The 19466-nt window shown below is 39.6% G+C and carries 16 protein-coding genes and 2 pseudogenes; 2 read left to right on the top strand and 16 right to left on the bottom strand.

Annotated features, from left to right (window positions below):
* The first annotated feature begins 255 nt into the window (after nt 1-255).
* Both PVOR_RS13830 and PVOR_RS13825 read left to right on the top strand, forming a co-directional pair.
* The gene (locus tag PVOR_RS13830; RefSeq protein ID WP_006209881.1) at nt 256-2202 is read left to right on the top strand and encodes an elongation factor G; all 1947 of its coding nucleotides are present in this window, start codon (nt 256-258) and stop codon (nt 2200-2202) included.
* Nucleotides 2203-3240: 1038 nt separating this feature from the next.
* Nucleotides 3241-4111, top strand: a pseudogene (locus PVOR_RS13825) (cation diffusion facilitator family transporter).
* 61 nt (nt 4112-4172) lie between these two features.
* On the opposite strand, the gene PVOR_RS13820 reads toward PVOR_RS13825, so the two are convergent.
* The 16 genes and pseudogenes from PVOR_RS13820 to PVOR_RS29635 form a co-directional block, all read right to left on the bottom strand.
* Nucleotides 4173-5297, bottom strand: a complete 1125-nt coding sequence (locus PVOR_RS13820; protein ID WP_160163995.1) for a nucleotidyltransferase domain-containing protein — start codon at nt 5295-5297, stop codon at nt 4173-4175.
* A gap of 241 nt (nt 5298-5538) precedes the next feature.
* A complete protein-coding gene (locus PVOR_RS13815; protein ID WP_006209879.1) occupies nt 5539-6147 on the bottom strand; it encodes a sugar O-acetyltransferase in 609 nt (202 codons plus the stop codon).
* Nucleotides 6148-6778: 631 nt separating this feature from the next.
* Nucleotides 6779-7267 carry a hypothetical protein gene (locus tag PVOR_RS13810; RefSeq protein WP_006209878.1) on the bottom strand — a complete coding sequence of 163 codons (489 nt, stop codon included), beginning with the start codon at nt 7265-7267 and terminating at the stop codon, nt 6779-6781.
* A gap of 388 nt (nt 7268-7655) precedes the next feature.
* A complete protein-coding gene (locus tag PVOR_RS13805; RefSeq protein WP_006209877.1) occupies nt 7656-8324 on the bottom strand; it encodes an HAD family hydrolase in 669 nt (222 codons plus the stop codon).
* Between the two features lie 244 nt (nt 8325-8568).
* Nucleotides 8569-8964, bottom strand: coding sequence for a hypothetical protein (locus PVOR_RS13800; RefSeq protein WP_006209876.1), 396 nt, complete (start codon nt 8962-8964; stop codon nt 8569-8571).
* Between the two features lie 236 nt (nt 8965-9200).
* Nucleotides 9201-9632, bottom strand: a complete 432-nt coding sequence (locus PVOR_RS13795) for a GNAT family N-acetyltransferase (RefSeq protein ID WP_006209875.1) — start codon at nt 9630-9632, stop codon at nt 9201-9203.
* 601 nt (nt 9633-10233) lie between these two features.
* The gene (locus PVOR_RS13790) at nt 10234-10782 is read right to left on the bottom strand and encodes a GNAT family N-acetyltransferase (protein WP_006209873.1); all 549 of its coding nucleotides are present in this window, start codon (nt 10780-10782) and stop codon (nt 10234-10236) included.
* Nucleotides 10783-11744: 962 nt separating this feature from the next.
* A pseudogene (locus tag PVOR_RS13785) lies at nt 11745-12232 on the bottom strand (GNAT family N-acetyltransferase).
* A 230-nt stretch (nt 12233-12462) separates the two neighbouring features.
* Entirely contained in the window at nt 12463-12915 is a 453-nt protein-coding gene (locus PVOR_RS13780) for a DUF4279 domain-containing protein (protein WP_376167074.1), read from the bottom strand.
* A 1308-nt stretch (nt 12916-14223) separates the two neighbouring features.
* Nucleotides 14224-14604, bottom strand: a complete 381-nt coding sequence (locus PVOR_RS32530; RefSeq protein WP_268741791.1) for an ABC transporter permease — start codon at nt 14602-14604, stop codon at nt 14224-14226.
* A 20-nt stretch (nt 14605-14624) separates the two neighbouring features.
* Nucleotides 14625-14954 carry an ABC transporter permease gene (locus PVOR_RS32525; protein WP_006209867.1) on the bottom strand — a complete coding sequence of 110 codons (330 nt, stop codon included), beginning with the start codon at nt 14952-14954 and terminating at the stop codon, nt 14625-14627.
* Between the two features lie 10 nt (nt 14955-14964).
* Nucleotides 14965-15708, bottom strand: coding sequence for an ABC transporter permease (locus PVOR_RS13765; RefSeq protein WP_234972859.1), 744 nt, complete (start codon nt 15706-15708; stop codon nt 14965-14967).
* Complete coding sequence (locus tag PVOR_RS13760) at nt 15695-16618, bottom strand: ABC transporter ATP-binding protein (RefSeq protein ID WP_006209865.1); 924 nt, start codon at nt 16616-16618, stop codon at nt 15695-15697. The genes PVOR_RS13765 and PVOR_RS13760 overlap by 14 nt, the downstream gene beginning before the upstream one ends.
* A 97-nt stretch (nt 16619-16715) precedes the next feature.
* A complete protein-coding gene (locus PVOR_RS13755) occupies nt 16716-17639 on the bottom strand; it encodes a sensor histidine kinase (protein WP_006209864.1) in 924 nt (307 codons plus the stop codon).
* Between the two features lie 2 nt (nt 17640-17641).
* The gene (locus PVOR_RS13750) at nt 17642-18340 is read right to left on the bottom strand and encodes a response regulator transcription factor (protein ID WP_006209863.1); all 699 of its coding nucleotides are present in this window, start codon (nt 18338-18340) and stop codon (nt 17642-17644) included.
* Between the two features lie 787 nt (nt 18341-19127).
* Complete coding sequence (locus PVOR_RS29635) at nt 19128-19379, bottom strand: SMI1/KNR4 family protein (RefSeq protein WP_083811680.1); 252 nt, start codon at nt 19377-19379, stop codon at nt 19128-19130.
* Between the last annotated feature and the right edge of the window lie 87 nt (nt 19380-19466).

The raw sequence follows: 19466 nt of genomic DNA, 5'->3' as shown, positions 1-19466 counted from the left end.
CTTCAATATGGTTTATGCCTCTATCCTAATCCAATGCGAGCTATTTTTCACGGTATTAAATATGTAAATCCAAATAGAGCGCTTCAAAACAAGATAATTAATAATTATAAGCGTTTGTTCCATATTCCGAACATGCTGCGACGGATAAACTAAAGTTAACTTTATTTAAATGGAGGCGTTTATCTATGCGGCAATTCAAAAACCATACCCAATCGAAAGGACTACAAAACATGAAACGAATGAGGGTTATACTATATGCAGAAAATATTGAATATTGGGGTTCTGGCCCATGTTGACGCCGGTAAAACCACACTAACAGAGCAAATTCTCTACCGATCCGGTATCATTGAGCAGGCTGGCTCGGTCGATCAGGGCAATACAACCACCGATTCCCTCGAAATTGAGCGAAGACGGGGAATTACGATTAAATCCGCGGCGGTATCGTTCACGCTGGGTGATCTTAAAGTCAATCTCATCGATACGCCGGGGCATGCGGATTTCATCTCGGAGGTCGAGCATTCCTTAAGTGTTCTGGATGGCGTCATTCTGGTTATTTCCGCCGTTGAAGGTGTACAGGCCCAGACGCGGGTGCTTAAACAGAGTTTGAAGGAACAAGGTATCCCTACCCTACTGTTCATGAACAAAATCGACCGAATGGGTGCGGACTACAACCGAGTTCGTACCATGCTGCGGAATCTGCTGGATGAACATATTTGTGAAATGAGCCGTGTTGATAATGAAGGCAGCACATCCGTTCACGTGGACATGGCAGATCCCCATAACTCAGGTTGGCTGGAGATCCTGGCGCTGCTTAACGACGAGCTGCTGCAAGATTACGCTCATGATGTTCCTGTATCCAGCGAACGGCTGAAGGAAGAATTGCGCAAGCAAACCCGGCAGGGTAAAGCTTATCCCCTGTTTGCAGGCTCCGCCGCCAAAGGAGTTGGCATGGAGCCGCTGCTAGCGGCACTGAACGACTTTTTCCCGGTTAACGACCCGTCTGAGCTGAATCATGAACCGCTATCCGGCTTGGTGTTCAAAGTGATTAAACAGCCGAACGGGGAACGGAATGTCTATTTTCGGCTGTTCGCCGGGAAAGTCCAGGCCCGTGATGAAATCTCGGTTACGTCACAGGACGGACAAACCACGATGCTTAAAGTGAAGCAGCTGCATGCTCTGCAGTATGGAAAATCCGCTCCGGCCGGTCATATTGATGCAGGGGATATCGGCATCCTGATCGGTAGCGAACTAAGGGTCGGCGATGTTATCGGAGCCGTGTCTGACAAGATGAAGATTGTTCACTTTCAGAAGCCACCCATTCAGGTCCATGTCTCAACGAAACAACCCGAAGACGAACATAAACTGCACAATGCACTAAGCGATCTGACCGTTGAGGATCCATTTCTGCAGTACGTTCAGGATACAAACACAAAGGAAAACATCATCCATGTGTTCGGCAAAGTCCAGCAAGAGATTCTGGTAGAGACGCTTCAGCGGCAATACGGCATCGAAGCTGTTTTTTCAGCTCCCCGGGTCATTTGCATCGAGAAACCCTGCGGTGTCGGAGAAGCTGTTGAATATATAGGGGAGTGCCCATTCTATGCAACCGTCGGCCTGCGGGTTGAACCGGGAGAACCGGGATCCGGTCTGCAGTATCGCTTGGACGTTGAGCTGGGCTCCCTTCCTCTATCCTTCCAGAAAGCGATTAAGGATACCGTCATTGAGGTGCTTCAGGAAGGGCTGTACGCATGGTCCGTAACGGATATCATCGTGACGCTGACGCATACCGGTTACGCAAGTCCCGTATCCACAGCCAAGGATTTTCGCAGCTTAACCCCGCTTGTCCTTATGGAAGCGCTGAACCAAGCCGGGACGGAGGTATACGAGCCCATGAATGATATCCAATTCATCCTGCCGGAAAGCAGCTTAAGCAAAGTTTTATCCAGGTTAGCTGCACTTGAAGGAACGTATCAGGAACCTGAATTCCGTAACAACGCCGTTCATCTTCATGGCACGATTCCTGTGCGCACTTCCGACGAGCTGAAATCAGAAGTCCATTCCCTGACAAGCGGTGAAGGCATGCTCTCCGTTAGACCAGGCGGCTACGTGAAGGTGCAGACCACCATCCCTGAGAATAAACGGCGACAAGTTAACCCGCTGAATCGCGGTGAATATATGCTTCACTTGAATAAGATCCTGTAATGAAGAGAAGCAGGCACAATACACCACATGAGAAAATTCCCTCCGCCCAAGCGAAGGGAATTTCTTCTGTCTAACTCCATATCTAATAAGCGAAAAGATAAGTTCGAGCACGCTACACTTACGAAAGGCGGCGAACAACCCAATCATTATTCATATAATCTGAATATTATACTATGAAGAGGTAAGATGATTCTTAATCATGATATATCAGGAGGCTAGACGCTATGCCTGCAATAATAGGGGTTCTTTCCGTTATACTGATGTTGCGCGTCGTTAAACGCAGATCCCGGAGGAATAATCGCTAAGCCACCTTTCCCTCCCATACCCATAAGAAAACCGCCAGTTCTCCTACTGGCGGTTTATTGTTTATGTTTATGTGTATGTGTATGTGTATGAAGAACCCCATGGACCGGTACTTATCCTGTACAAATGCAGCCACCTTTCTTGTTCAGATTCATTTATAAGCACGATTTCGCCATATTTGTCATCCACAATGAATTATTACTGAATCTATTGATATTCTGGTCCGTAAATACCTCCTCACAATAATTATAGGCGGCACATGAAATGGAAGCATGCCTATGCCTATTCTCGTTCTCTTTTCGCGGAGGTTGTGGGTCTAAGCTGGTTTCAAGTGTAAGTAAGATCAATAGTCCGATAATCCACCAGTTCATGTTAAGGTAACCGCCATTCTCTCTTTTTCGCACGAATACCAACCTTTCATCCCTGCAGCTTATGCTGGGTTATTTCTGCGATCTAGTAGACCTTGATCATCATCCATAGTGGTTCATCCCCCTATCATATCCGTTCAATAACGATAACCTCCAGCAAGCCAAGTTGTTTGTTAAGCTGTTATACTTAATTAACGCTTCAAGCCCCATCGTAGTCTCGCTCTATCTTTCTTAGTCTGGTGCAACTCTTTTTGCCCCTTGTCAATTATTAAGAGAGAGGAAAAAACGTTGCTCTAGACCCACCCATAATCGGCTTGGTAATATAGTCAGGTACTATTCAGGGGCGTGCGGAAGGAGTCGGCTAGATGTGGAGCAACAACGTTTCAATGATTTAAAATTAGGTGAAAAAGGTGCCATTATCAGTATCATTGCTTATATATGTTTATCTGCAATCAAACTGTTCATAGGCTATACCGCGAACTCCGAGGCCCTGCGGGCGGACGGATTAAATAACGCCACGGACATCGTGGCCTCCATTGCAGTCTTGATCGGACTTCGATTGTCACAAAAAACCGGCTGACCGGGATCACCCCTACGGACACTGGAAAGCGGAGACGGTGGCGTCCTTAATCGCTTCCTTTATTATGATGGCTGTAGGTATCCAAGTATTGTACGGGGCCATATCTTCCGTATTTGAAGGAAATCATGAGTCCCCTGATCTCATATCCGCGTGGACCGGTATCTTCTGTGCTATTGTGATGTTTATGGTTTATCGCTATAACAAACGACTCGCAACGAAAATAAACAGTCAAGCCGTTATGGCAGCCGCCAAGGATAACCTCTCGGATGCCTGGGTCAGCATCGGTACGGTTGTCGGTATTGTTGGCGCTCAATTTCATGTGCCATGGCTTGATCCGCTAACTGCCGTCCTGGTCGGCTTTCTGATATGCAAAACCGCATGGGATATCTTCCGCGATGCCTCTCACCATTTAACCGATGGATTCGATGAGAACATCATTAAGAGTTACAGAGAAACGGTGAAGCAGGTTTATGGAGTAAAGGGAGTCAAAGACATTCGTGCAAGAAATTATGGCAGCAACACAGTTGTCGATATCGTTATTCTCGTAAAATCAAATCTGGATATCCGGGTTGCTCACGATATCTCGGATCAAGTGGAGCATGAGTTAAAAGAAACGCACGGCGTTTATGATGTTCATGTTCATATCGAACCGAATTAAGCTTCCAACAGACGACAAAACAAGGTCCGGCCGTATCTACACTGGCCGGACCTTGTTTTGTCTATTTTGCGTCTTCGAGCGATTTTTCAAGATCAAGCTTAAATTGCTCCAGCGTCTCATAACGAATGATGGTAACTCCCTCCTCGATGAGGAGTTTCTCCAGACCCGATTCCAGGCATAGAACCGCTTCGTGAAGCGGAGCGAAATTGCCGGGATCCAGCACTGACACCAAATCCGGCAGCCCTTTGCTGAGATAAACCTGTTGATAGTTCAGACTTGAATCTAATGAGGTCGGCCAATACCCATGTTCAGCGTAATAAATAAAACGGGCGATCTCATCTTGGGCACCAATCGACCAGAAGTAGGCGATTGGATAATTCCCAGTTTCACAGGCCGTCTTGAGTTTATCCAAAATCCCCTTCAACTCTTCAAAGAATCCCTTCATTCGGTCCGGATAAGAGGGCTGCCCCGTTAGCCCAGCTTTCTCCTCGATCAATAACGAAAGCATACTCTCGACGAGATGTTCGCATGCATCGCGAATGCTCTCTGCCGAATCTGCACACATGATGTAATCCATCTGTTCTTCCAAACGGGCGGGTTTTAGCGCAAAATTCATGATCTGGCTTTGGTTCTTGCCCCAGCCGCTCTTGAGATAGGTTCTATTGAGAAGTGCCAGACTCGAAAGCACCTGGATTAGTACATCATGAGCTTCATTGCGGTAGTATGTGATGTTTCCCTCGTATGGCGCCTTCCCGAGCTTATACAAATGAAGATACACGGCACGTAACTGTTCTTCGGCTTTATCAATAAACGACTGCTGGCTCGGAGGCATATCGATAATCGTTTGCTGCAGCTTCTTAAAGCGTGACAGATCCTCATCGCTCCGCGAATACAGCAGAATCGAGTCCGCGATGATGGAGGTGTTCGTTTCCTGATAGGTTGCCATGCGTTCGGCACGTTCCCAACTGATCGGCCAGAAATCGAAGCTGATATCTTGCATAACAAACTGTATACTTGCACGATAACCTTTTGGCGTGGCCGGTATGAAGAAAAAATCCAGATCCGATCGCTTGGTAGCCGTGCCCTGTGCGTATGATCCGTAATAGGCAACAATTGCGATATCCTGTGGATAATTATTTTTGATATGATCCACCAACGTTTCAGCGACGTCCATTATATGTAACACCAGGATTCCCCCTTTCAAATTCGAATGGTTTGCTCTATGATAACAGAACGAATTCGAACATCTTAAGGGAAACTTCAAGTATAGTTTAATTTTACACTTCGTAATAAAAAGCCAATGAGCAAAATAAGCAGACATGTAAAAAAGAGTGATGCGTATTAGTCGAGCCTAATGTGCATCACTCTTTTATGAACGCCTTAGCAAGGAGGATAAACCTCCTCCAACAGCGTGATCCTAGCGTACTTTAGTAGTCCTCCACGTCGAATTTCCTATCTTTATAATAATACGGTCGGTCCTCTTCCGTAATCGTTCTTAAGACTCTGCACGGATTCCCGACAGCGATCACGTTGTCCGGCAGGTCTTTGGTAACCACGCTGCCTGATCCGATGACTACGTTATGACCGATGGTTACACCCGGATTAACGACCACGTTAGCACCTATCCAGACGCTGTCGCCTATGGTAATGGGGATCCCATACTCATATCCTGAGTTTCTTGAATCCGGATGAATCGGATGTCCAGCCGTGATGATGGATACATTGGGGCCAAACATGACGTTATCCCCAATCGTCACCTTGCCTACATCCAGGATCGTACAATTGAAGTTGGACATAAAGTTATTCCCAACCTCAATATTTTTGCCATAGTCACAATGAAAAGGCGGTAAAATATTAAGATTTGATCCGGCTTTTCCCAGAATGCTTCTCATAATCTCATCTATTCTCTCCTTCTCCTCGGGAGGACATAGATTATATTCGCGGATCTTCTTCTTGTTCGCTAATTGTTCTTCAGCAAGTCCATCCATCCATGCTTTATACGGAAGACCAGCCAGCATTCTCTCTTTATGGTTCATCATTTCTTCTATAATCTCCTTTATGTAAATGATGTTGGTCCATGCTATTGTACCAAATAAGCCGCTTGCGCTTAAATCCGCTGGATAAAGCGGTCTCCTCAACACGGTTATCCAGTATCAGCTTCCTATGGTGGTGTCATGACCAATGAAGAAAGTCCGGCCATATTTCTATTGGCCGGACCTTTCATCGTCTATTCTGTATTTTCGATCGATATCTGCTGCTCATGCTTCTCCGAATAAGCTTCTGTAGATTAAGAGACCTATATGTATCGATATGTTAATACTATGTTATCTGTAGCTTTACACTTCTCATGCCATTTCGACATTCACGACGTCTCATCGACTTTAAGGCCGAAAGCCTGAGTGGTTTGCCGGCAGTGAGTCAGTGCAGATGTCTCTGTTGTCTTTAATTACAGGCAATAAATAATCGAGAATTTCAGAAAATCTGTCAAATAAGTTTTCGTTAAATGTTACACCCCAGCATTCTTCCCCAGCTTTTTGAAATGAGGTCATTTTCATCATTTTGTAAAGGAGGCTCGAGGATATTCAATTAGCTTTACTCCGACTTTCCTCATACCAGATGGTGAATTGGCCTGCAGTGCGAATATCGTGTTATCCGAAATCCTCGTCTTCATTGAGACACCCTAAATATGTCTTTCATTATTGTTTGTCTAACTTTTTCACTTGATTGCTCTAACATTTGTACCAACTGACTTGCATAATAAGATACATAAGAAGAATCTATTTTAGATTCTTCATCAAAAAAATTTTCAGGGTATTCGGATCGGCTAATATCTTCTTCTCGAACTGCACCAAAATATTCAAATACATATTGAAATCCGGCATTCTCAATTAGTTCATCAACTACTTGTTCTATTCTTTCACGGCTTATATTATCTACAATGACTACTGGAGAAGATCCGCACCAATATGCCCCGTTTAAACAATGTCCATTTTGCAAATAATCTTTTCTAATTGATTCAATACATTTGATGGTATAGAAATTTGAAATCCATTTTGTTGAATCAGGGAATGTGACGACTACATCCACCTGAGCATCTTCTACATCATCTGCCCATCCTTCTGCACCTATATGAATATGCCTTCTTTTTTCAAACATAATTTCCACTCCTTGTCTTTTAACCCTCATACATATCAATCTTTTTTTGAAGGTATCACATAACGTTCTTACATTCAATTCGAGAGGCTTAAAAGAGCGATCAGCGACTGGGTGCGCAGCACTTAGCCTCGCAGGATTGTCTGCTGATTCACTTCTTCGAATCACCTCTTGCAGACCAAGGAGCCGTTAGGGGACGCTGCGTGAATACTATGTTAGGCGGAGTTCAATTGGAATATCACAAAATTTGTTCGATCTCGGCCGGCCGTGATGCGGTTGGGTGAATGGATGTGTCCCGGCAATCACTTCTCCGATTTTTCTTCCGGGACCGAGGCAGTTTGACTGCCTATGAGTGAACACGTTGTTTTACGAAGATAACTACTTCCTTGTATTACTCGCAATTCCATTGTTCTATAATTGTTTCGATTTCTAGCAAATCTCTTACTAGTCCATCATATTCAAATTGATCTGTATAATAAGTATCTTCCTTCCAGATCCCCTTCATACCAGCATTCTTACTCGCAGTGACATCATTAATTGGATGATCACCTACATATACACATTCCTCAGGTAATACTTTCATCAAATCAGCTGCTCTAAGAAATATGGCTGGGTCAGGTTTTCTAAGGCCCTCTACCTCAGAGATCAATATCACCTCAAAGTACTTCTGTATTCCTAAAGCGTGGATATTACTAGATTGAAAATCACTGAATCCATTAGTGATCATCCCAAGCTTGTAATCTTGTTCTTTGAGCTTTTCAAGTATTTCAAAGGTATTTGGAAATGGTATAGCATACTTACAAAATCCATTTTTATAATCAGCTAATAACTCATTCCAATCAAGTTGCAGATCAAATTCCTTTATTAATTCCTGGTAGACCCTATCCTTCGAAACATATCCCCGATTATCCAGTTCAATAAAGCGATTAATATAGCTCTCCTTATCTATATTCTTAGCCTTCTTTATGATCCGTTCATATTGATCGACAATGAATTCATATAGTGAACTGTTACGGTTTAATATAGTACCATCAAGATCAAAGATAATTGATCGAATCATATGTTTTTCCGCCTTTCAATGCGTTTCAGTGATGTTCGCCTAACGTTCCTGTATTCATGACGTCCCACCGACTCAAAGCGACGAATGTCGCCGGGCTCGATGTGCGCTTAGTCGGTGCGAATGTGTCCGGTGATTGCGCTTCCCTGCAACTGAAATGCCTCACGGAATCACTTCTAACTTCATGCCGGACCGAGGCAGCTTTTCTGCCGAAGCGTGAATATACTGTTATACGATGCCTTGTCTTCTAGAACTGCCACCAAATCTGCTCTTCACCTTTATTTCTTTGCCCTTTATATATTATATCTCCATCTTTTTCTGACTTTATATCAAAATTAATTTGATAGCTTTTTCTAAACAGGTTTAAATCTGTAATTCCTCTTTCTATTTCATCAAAGAAATCAAAGACTAATTCTTTTGCTTGTTCATTAGTTAATCTATCTTCTACCATAATTCTAATATTGATCATACCATCACTTGAACTCGAACTCGTTGCAGTAGTAGTAACTAGCTCTTTACTATTCATGGTCTTTTCCGCTTTAACTAATGAATCTACTAATTGATTAAAATCGATTTCATTATTATTGTTACAGCCAACTGTAATAAGAGAAAATAAAATTATTGATACTATTAAATATCTCATTTAATCTCCTTCTCTTAATGAATTTACATTCCCGAACCCGAGAACCTTAAGGCCCGAAGGGCCGGACCGCGACGCGGTTAGGCTCGCAGGGTTGTCCTCCGCCAACGCTTCCCTGTACCTCTGAATTCGCTCCGCAGTGAAATCCCTTCGCTCTTGGCGCACCAAGGGGCAAACGCCCCGCCTCGGGAATATGGTGTTATGTAATGTCTGCCTCATCTTCGAAAAACTTTCAAAAATTATAAGTACTTCTTAAAGGCTTTACTCGAATCACCGTCATAACCTAACTTTGTATAGAACTCGTGTGCTTGCTTCCTCGAAGCTCCGCTGGTTAAAAAGACCTTAACGCAATCCCTTGAAATACACAGATCTTCAATATGCTTCATAATGAGCGATCCATAACCTTGACCTTGTCTGTTTCCAGATACAACTACACGTTCTACAACCCCAAAAGGTTGTGACTCTATCAACGCATCTAAACATAGATGCAGATGTGCAGTTGCAACGATCTCTTGGTCTACTTCGCAAATGAACAAGAAACTATTAGGATTTTGTTTAACTTCTTCTATTCTATCTTCCAACACTTTTATTTTTGTGTTGTTTGGAAGCAATTCTTTATATAGTCGTTCAATCGCTCCGGCGTCCTTTGTTTCAGCTTCACGAATTATCATTCACATTCTCCTCTGTATTTAGGCTTATTTCACGTAACGTTTGTGTATTCACGAACCCGAGGGGATTAAGGGAGCAACGCGACCGGGTCCAACGGACTTAGCCTCGCAGGGTTGTGAGCTGATTCTACTTCCCTGACTACCTCATCTTGCGAACCAAGGGCGTAGCCCGCAGTGTAGATACTGTGTTAGGCGATGTATCTGCCTTCTTCGATTACACTTTCCTAATAATGAGCCCTTCTTCAAACTCCTCTATCTTATTAACGTTTATCCATATCTCTCTGAATCTATGAAAACATACAATATTGAATTTACTACCAATGCCTTCACTAAATATCTGATTTTGCAAAGATAGACCCTAGTTCTCCATTTTTTTTATGTAGCCCAAAAAAGAGAAAATGGATTATTTAGAACTTTCTATACTTTTGAAGGGGTCTTCTAAGTAAAGGATGTAAATATGAAGTCAATATCATCACTTTAAGTTTTCAGGATTTAATCCTTTTAAAATATCAGGAATAAACATTCCATCTTTGCGGATTAATATATCATCAAACCATATCTCTCCACCGCCATAATCCCTTTTTCAAGTATCCTACACGCTTGGTTATTCGAAACAATTAGATAGCTTTAAATATTCATGTTTCAAAATACTCATCAATATACGATCGACATATTGACCATTTTTATAGACTTCGTCTCTTAGTATGCCATCCTTCTTGAAACCAGCCTTTTCATAACTCCGAATAGCACCAGGATTATCAGCGTCTACAGTCAAATACACTTTATGAAGGTTTAAACGCTCGAACGCAAAATCCAGAACAACACTTGTCACTTCTGTAGCATAACCTTGCCCCCATACCATTTTGTTCCCAATCCAAATACCAAATTCAGCATGCTTGGACCAAGGATGGATTTTAAACAATTGGGTACTGCCAATCGCGATGCCGTCTTCTTTTATTATGGTAAAATAGACAGCTGATGGATCTGTTTGCGCGTAACTCCGGGTACGTTCTCTAACCACTTCCGGTGTTAGGGGCATACCACTTCCTGATGGTAACGTTCGGTTAACTACAGGATCGGACAGCCATTCGTATCGCAGTTCCCAATCTTCTTCAACAACAGGCCTTAATGTTACTCGTTGTCCGTATAGCATATTTCCCCTCCGTGTACTTAGATAGGTAATTATTTTAGCCCACAGTTATAATAATAGATTTTATCTAGCAGTATGTCATATAACGTTTATGTGTTCCTGACATCGAAAGGCTTAAGCTGCCTCAATCCATATGCGAAGCATGTACTGAAGCCGGGTGGCTCCGCCACTTAACCTTGCAGATGTATCCGCCTGCCCTACTTCTTCGCCGCTGAATTCCATCATTGTGAGTTAACTTCTATAACCTCGGGCGGACCGAGCGGTGATAACCGCGAAGCTGGAAAACGGTGTTATCTGCTGGATCTGCCCCACTTCTCCGAATCAAGACAGGACGTCGGCCACAGCCTTATTCTCTTTATAGACCTATTTGAATTTGATGTCTTTTCAGACTTTATAGCTTAAAAGCCATTGTCACATCGGTAAAATTATATAGTTTTTTGACTGTTTATAGTCTTGTATTCTTCGTAATGGCTTTATCTAGTTTTTATATGTATTTAGGGCTTCATCTGTATTCTAAGCTTTGTTATTTAGATCATCCTAACATCTCGTTATTTAAATCGTTATAATCAGTTTCGATCCCTTAAAATTTCTTTAATCTCTCGTAATTCTTCTATCATTTCTTTCATTTGTTGATTGTTCCTAGAGTTGTCCATTCCAATTTTCACACTAAAGATACCAATTACTAGATTCACTGCCAACATAATAATAACTTCCAATATATCCTTCCTTTCTCCAAGCAACGGGACGTTGCGAATGTATAGCTCTCAAAATGTCCCTTTGGGGCAATATCTTGCAGTTAACGTTTCTGTATTCACGAACCCCAAAGGGGTTGTCTGTTGTAATGCCTCTTCGCAATCCATCCCGGCAGGCCCAGGCTCCGTAAGGAGCCTCAGCTTGAATAGGTTGTTAGGCGTAGTACCCTCCTTTCAAATCTCTATCCAAAATCTATTTAATATGCTTCCATATTATTCCATAAAATCTTCATCCCTTAATCCACCATTCTTAATAATTGTATTTTTTGATGCTTGATTAATTTCATCACATACTAAAAAAGCACCTTCAATATTCCCAGTCTTTTACTTTTCAATAAAGCAAGTCTTAAAAGCTCTTTAGCATATCCCTTCCACCTTTCCGACGGTCTGATCCCATAGCCAATATGTCCACCACTATGAAATAGTTTATCTGTCAATTCGTGTCTAATATTTACTGCCCCTACAACAATCTGATTTGCTACTAGCCAATAAGTTGAATTGGCAACAAAGCCATTTGTATTCATTCCTTGTTTGTTATTGTTAAGCCATGTAATCATGTCTTCAAAGTTTTCTGGGTCTTTCTCTATCACCCATGGAACCATATCTTCTCCACTTTGTTTCCATTCCTGATAAAAACTCAAATAGGAGTCTTTCAGTTCAATACTCGGATTAGATAAAACCAACTGATCATTCAACAGCATTGTCTCCTTTTCATTGCATTTAGGGTATTACGCCTAACGTTGTTGTATCTACGAACCCGAGAGGCTTAAGGGGCTTAAGCCCCGGGTTCAACGGAGTTAGCGAGTGCAGGGTTGTCTGCTGTATCCGCTTCCTCGAAAACCCTCTTGCAGACCAAGGGTCGAAAGTCCCGATGTGTGAATACTATGTTATAAGATGTCCCCGACTTCTTTGAAATGCCAAACTCTATTTATTATTCTTCTTGATACGGATTAGAATAAAGGTCACACTCAATTTCTGCATCGATTTTATTTGTGAATTCTATTATTTCTTTATTTATTATTAGTGCGGGAGTAAAGCCGTCGTTCATTCTTATCACAATCATGAACTTACACTCTAATTTATATTTGTTACTTAATTCAACTATTTTTTCTTCTTTACCTAAAAGCTGTTTTAGTATTTTATTTAGTTGCACAGTAACATCTAAGGATTCTTCGTATTCCGTACTAAGTTCCCATACAGTTTCTTTCCTTATGTGTTTTATAGTCTGGGCGATATTAAAGTTGTTTTTTCTTGAAATAAGTTCTCCCATGGTATGCGAATGCGTTGGTCGTAAATTCAATTCTTTTGAGATGTGATCAATTGGAAACTGATCACCATATAAACTGAAATATACTTTTACATTTGTCTTTTCCAAAGAAACCACCTTCAAATAGTTATTTAATATCTTGCGGGGATTTCTGATCCTTTTCGATATCAATAAACCTTGAACCAGTTGATAAATCAAGTGGTCAACATTCCAGCCAACTCCCCCTTCGAAAATGTCACATATCTCCTCGTACGTTCTGCTGAATGTTAGAAGTCTACTACCATATTCATGTAACCAGTCATGAAAGACTTAATATCTGTTTTCTTTTACAATAAAGCATAAAACCTTTTTGCATCATCATCATATTGAACGTAATGACTAATTCATTCGGATCAATACTAGTCAGTCTTTCTAAGAAGTATATCATCCATTCTGGATATATCTTTTTCATAAACTTTTGAATGTGTGTCCAAAATGATCTCAGTGCATCAAGGATGGACAGATTATCTGGTATTTGTGAATGATATAGTACTTTACCGATTTCCAACAACGCTTTTTTAGAGTGCCCACCCTGAGTTTAAGGAGTATTTTGTTTTATAAAAATCAATCATATGATCAAAAATCTCCAGCCCTTGTTTTTTTATGTTCGGTAGTGTCTTGCAATGCTCTACAATATGATGTATATTCTTTTATTGCTTCTCGCGGATCGCGAGGCGCTGAGCTCCGATGTATGAGTATGATGTTATAAGATGTTGACGACCTCTTTAGCTGCATACATTTTTTCTTTATGCAAATCATTTTTTTGTAATTGCTATTTCATATTCTTTATGTCGTTTTTAAAAGATTCAATATATTTTTTTGATTAATTTCGAATAACTCCTCATATCCATAATAACTAATTAAAAAAATCCTTTGTCAAAATTTATTGCTTCTAGTATTTTACAATCTACATCTTAATATATCCCAACTTGTTCCAGCTACGAAAACAGGAATAGAGAAAAAACAGCCCCTGAACTGACCTTGTTGTTAGACTTCACTAACAAAGTAGGTACAGTTTAATGTCTGGGCTGTTCTTTTACATGTACTCCAAATATAAAGAATACCATCTATCCTGCAATCATAAGGCATCATTTCACTTTATTTAGTACATGATTCTTTAATTAAATTCCCACTGAACTTCTTCTCGTTCCTGTATTCACGAATCCCAAAAGGGTTGTCTGCATAAATGCCACTTCGAAATCCATCTTGCAGACTCATTTCATTTAGTGTATCTGAGGTGGCTCCAAGTGTCCAATTGGATCAGGGGCCTTTAAAGAAATCTATCTTTAATATGTTCTTTAGCTCTTAAACAAGCATTCTTATAACCTTCACTTCTCATATCGTCGGAAAGAATTTTTTGGAGGTTTGGCAGATAGATGCCCTATTTCATTTGCATTTGTTCATGCCTGCAAGTGTTACTGCGGCAAGTCCTACGCAAAATAGTAAACTAATGCAACTAAGAATAACCTGAAAAGTCGATGCTTCATAGTAGCCAGATATGGTAAATACAGCTGTAATAGGATATAAAGCTTTTAGGGTATTTGACGTACTTGTAAATAATCCAATAAAAGAATAAAATTCAGTGATAACTAACGCAATCCAATATCCCTTTTTCATGTATGATATCAAAGCAATAATAGGTGATATTGCTAGAAATATACATATACCATCCAAAAAATAAGCTTTCAAAAAATTCATGACCATCCCTATGGATAAATCAGAAAAATGTAAAGCTGCTTCAGTGAAAAATGTTATAGCAAAGAGCAATAAGTAAAAAAGAATTACTACTATACAAGGGTTATAATCATTTTTGCAATTGTCAACTTTGCTTCATTCACGGGGATAAGTCGAAGTGAATCGATTGTATTCTCCTGTTCTTCACGACAAATCATGTAACTACCTAAGAGAGCAATAACCGCTGGAAGAACGAAAAATGTTGCCAGTGGTTGAGCAACAGCCATATACCAACCTATAGTATCTATATCTCGAATACCGTCATTGTCTGTTAACCCGGATAAAAAAACAATAACTGCTACCATAACCGTCGCAAAAATTGCAATCCAAACAAAACTTAACCGGCGAATCTTTTGATGTTCCGCCCAAAGTAACGTTCGCATGATTAACACCTCACTTTCTTCTTGCTAATGCAACGTTTGCAAGAAGTACGGATACAATCCCCCAGATAAAAATGCTAAGAAAAGCCAAAGGTATGCTAATTACCTGTGTATTGTTCAGTCCTGGAATATCTCCGTTTCGAGCAACGATTACTGCCATGCTGGATAAAGGATGTATATACATATTTATCGACACTATAATAGAACCAAGAAAAGCATAAATTAGTGTTATAGCAACTGGAAGAATATATCCGTTTTGCGTTGTAGCAATTGCCAAAATCGGCAGCATTGCAAAAGCTGTAATAACACCAATCTCCAAACACTTTCTTATCAAAAACAAAACGTTTTGCCAATCAAATGCGATATCTCCGAGAAATATACTAAATATAACGGAACCTACAGCTGTGACTAACATGAAGCAAACAGAATAAATCAAAACCACAAAAAATTTACTAAAGAAATATATCATTTTGCTGACAGGCACAATCCAAAGTTGTTTAAGCATATCGTATTGATTTTCATTGTACATTAGCATTGTGCTTAATATTCCTAAAACAACAGGTAAGACAATAAAAAGTGTAAGTCCGAACGCTGACCATTTATAAAACTGTACAGGGTCACCGCCTGTATCCCACGCATATTTAAATAATAAGTACGCAAGGAATGGCATGATGAGAGCTGAAAACATCATAATCCACACAAATGTTCTGCGTCGTAACTTAAGAAATTCTATTTGAATAAGTTTAAGCAATGCCATCTCCTCCCGTAATTTTCCTAAAATAGTCCTCTAAAGTATCATTACAAAGCTGAGAACTAATAACCGACACATCTCCCAATATAAGTGCCTTATTAACAGAAGCCATATCCAGAGAATTATTATAGATTTGCAACGTATGATCGTCTTTCACAGAATAACTTTTCAAACCGAATTGACGTTCCAAGATCAAGCTGGCTTTAGCAGCATCAGAAACTTGAAGTAGAATGTATTTACCATTTTTTCGTTTAAGTTCCTCCATACTATTTTCTTCTAACAGAATACCATTGTCGATTATTCCAATATCATCCGCAAGCAATGAAATTTCAGTAAGAATATGGCTGGAAATAAGAATTGTTTTCCCACGTTCAACGCTCAATTTCTTAATAAAATCCCTGACTTCTGCTATACCTATAGGGTCCAGACCGTTTGTAGGTTCATCTAAAATCAGGAGTTCTGGGTCATGCAAAATAGCATTAGCAATACCCAGACGTTGTTTCATACCGAGAGAATACTCACCGAACAGCTTTTTATCCTTATACGGTAATCCTACAACTTCCAATGCGTTCTTCACAGCGTTAGGAGCAGATGTACCACGCAGTTTTGCAAAAATATTTAAATTTTCTGTTCCAGTTAAGTTTGGATAGAATCCGGGCGTTTCAATAATCGCTCCAATTCTGGGATATACCTGCTTTTCTCTTCCTTTAATGTTATTACCAAATACGTCTACCTCACCAGAAGAGGTAGACGTTAACCCTAAAATCATTTTCATAATTGTCGTTTTACCGGCGCCATTACGACCGAGCAAACCGTAAATACGTCCTTTTTTCACATGGATATTTACATTATTTACAGCTTTCTGATCCTTATAGATTTTAGTAAGTTGTTTAGTTTCTATCGTATACTTTGTCATATGAATGCCTCCTTTATTTAAAGTTTATCAAACAAATCTTGCCATAATCTTGCCGAAATCTTGTTTGTTTCTTGCTAATAAAAAAAGCTCTTAAAAATTAAAGAACTTTCGGAAGTTTTACTATGAATGCTGTACCACCATATAATGAATTTTGAGCATGGATTGTTCCTTTATGCAGATGAACAAGTTCTCTAGCAATAGCAAGCCCTAAACCATTTCCGTTAGTCGAACGTGATTCATCACTTTGATACAGTCTATCAAATATATGCGGCAGGTCATTAGGAGAAATCCCTTTTCCATTATCACTAACCTGAACCATAACGTTTTGTTCATTTTCACTTATTTGTAGATCAATTCTAGTTCCCTCACTATGTGCAATAACATTTTGAATTAAATTATTAACAATTCTTATATAAGCATTTGGATCTAATCGGATAAAGCATTCTTTGTCAGAAATATCAATTTTATATTCAAAATGCTCTTCCTCAAAGGTTGGTATCCAATTCACCAATATATCACGAGTAAATTCGTTTATATCCTGTTCTTCAAGTTTAAACACTTGCTCTTTTGCGTCAAGCTTGACCCAATCAAATAAAACTTCAACAAAACCCTTCAAATGATGTGCTTTATTTAAAGCAATCTCAAGATATTCTTCTTTTTCTTTTCCTGTAACAAACTTCTTTTGAACTGCTTCTAAATAGCCAACTAAAGAAGTTAAAGGTGTTCTCACATCATGGGATAAACTCGTCATAAGTCGCTTATAAGCTTGTTCGGATTGCTTTAACTGTATGAGTTGAGTTTGACTTTTCATTGCTATATCATTTATGGAATAACAAATTGTTTTAGTGATATCATTTTCATTTACCAAAACACGACGATTCCAATTCCCTTTTTTTATATCCACTAAAGAATCTTCAATAATTGAAAGTTGTTCAGAAACCTTATACAGTTTTGTTACCAAATAAATGATAACCATAAGAGAAGAAGCTAGAGCCATAAGTAGAATATAGATCCATTCCATAATTAAGCCTCCTTATTAAAACGATAACCTACTCCGTGTACCGTTAAAATATAAAATGGCTGTTCTGAATTGGGTTCTATTTTCTTCCTCAACTTACTTATAAAGGACATAATATTATTGTCGTCAAAAGAATAATCATCGTTCCAAACTTGTGTATAGATTTGTTTCTTCGTAAACACACGCCCCTTATTCGAAGCTAAAAATACTAATAAATCAAATTCCTTTCCTGTTAAATCAATTAGCTTGTCCTCAACATGAACAGTTCTTATTTCTTTGTCGATAACAATTCCTTTAAAGATAAGAATGCTTACAGAATCCCTGGAATTAAAAGTAGTATATCTTCTAATCAAAGATTGCACTCTAGCAATGAGTTCATTGATACTGAACGGCTTTGTTAAATAGTCATCTGCTCCAAGACTAAGACCTGTTACCTTATCAGGCTCACTTCCTTTAGCCGTCAGCATAAGTACGGGGACATTACTATATTTTCTTATTTCAGATAATACTTGAAAACCGTCCATATTAGGTAACATCACATCTAAAATAATTAGGGAATATGAGTCGTTTTCATTCATGACTTGAAGTAATCCTGTTTGCCCGTTATATGCCATATCGGTTTCTAGGTTTACTTGTGATACGCATTTTTTTACTAATGAGCACAATTCCACATCATCATCTATTATGAGTATTCTATTTGTCATGAGGTTTCTTCGCCCCTTTTTTTCTTTCAAAATAAGTGCAGCTGTTTTAATATACTATTTCCCAGATGTTAGATTAATGATAATTCCAAAAAATGTAAATCAAAACGAAGTAATGTTATTATTTTATGGCAGCATTCTTTATTCGCTATCGAAATTGTCCGATCACAGGAAAATTAGTTAGTACCATAAAGCCCCTCGCAGAAGAGTTTGGAATAATCGCTTTAAGCAATTCAAAATACTGTTGATCAAGTTAAGTTAATTAACAAAGATATCATAATCGTTTTCCTTTCTTATTTAAGGGTATTTCACATAACGTTCTAGAGATTTACGACGTCTCACTCCCTTAAAGGCCGTAGGCCTGGCCGCGACGCTGTTAGGGAGTGCAGATGTGTCCGGCACACTTCTTCGATTCATCTTACCCGGACCGAGAAGCGTTAGCGACAATGCGTAAATCTAGTGTTATGTGATGGTGCTCTGAAATATTCCAACTAAAACTAGTATTTATCCCAACCCTAGTTCCATAGAAATCACATTATCGTCATATATGGTTCTAATAACTTCCTCTCTATTGTTTATCAAAACCTTTAACCACTCATTGAAATTATCCATGATTCCATACAATTTGGGGTTGTGGCTATCGAAATAAGCAACTATGTATTCTTCATTTATCATCTGATTCACAATGAAACACCATGCATTTCCATTATGATCTAGAGAAAACGGGATTAAATGGTCTACGTTCACAGATCCACCCTCTCTAATATTAATCATTTCATGAGTCTCAACGCTAATCATTCTTTGTAAAGAAAGGCTCTGCATCGGAAAGATTTGTTTGTTTCCATCTCCTACTGCACTTACTTCTTGAATCATGTATAAATGCACCATTGCTAAACTGTGATACAAAATCGCAATATGATTTTGGTAGTTTGCAATTCAAATCATTTTCTGTTTTTTCTATATCTTCTTTCGATGCTACTTCATATGTTTCATGGATCTCTTTTTCTTTAACAAGGGATTTTATGAGGCTTTGTCCATTCATTCTAGGACTCTCCTTTTTCTCATTTTGACTTCGCACTTTCACATAACGTTCCTGTATTCATGAACCCCAGAGGGGTTGTCTGCTGAT

It is taken from the genome of Paenibacillus vortex V453, assembly GCF_000193415.1.
Classification (GTDB): domain Bacteria; phylum Bacillota; class Bacilli; order Paenibacillales; family Paenibacillaceae; genus Paenibacillus_AQ; species Paenibacillus_AQ glucanolyticus.
The sequence above is the reverse complement of the archived record's forward strand: the minus strand, read 5'-3'. Positions and strand labels throughout refer to the sequence as shown.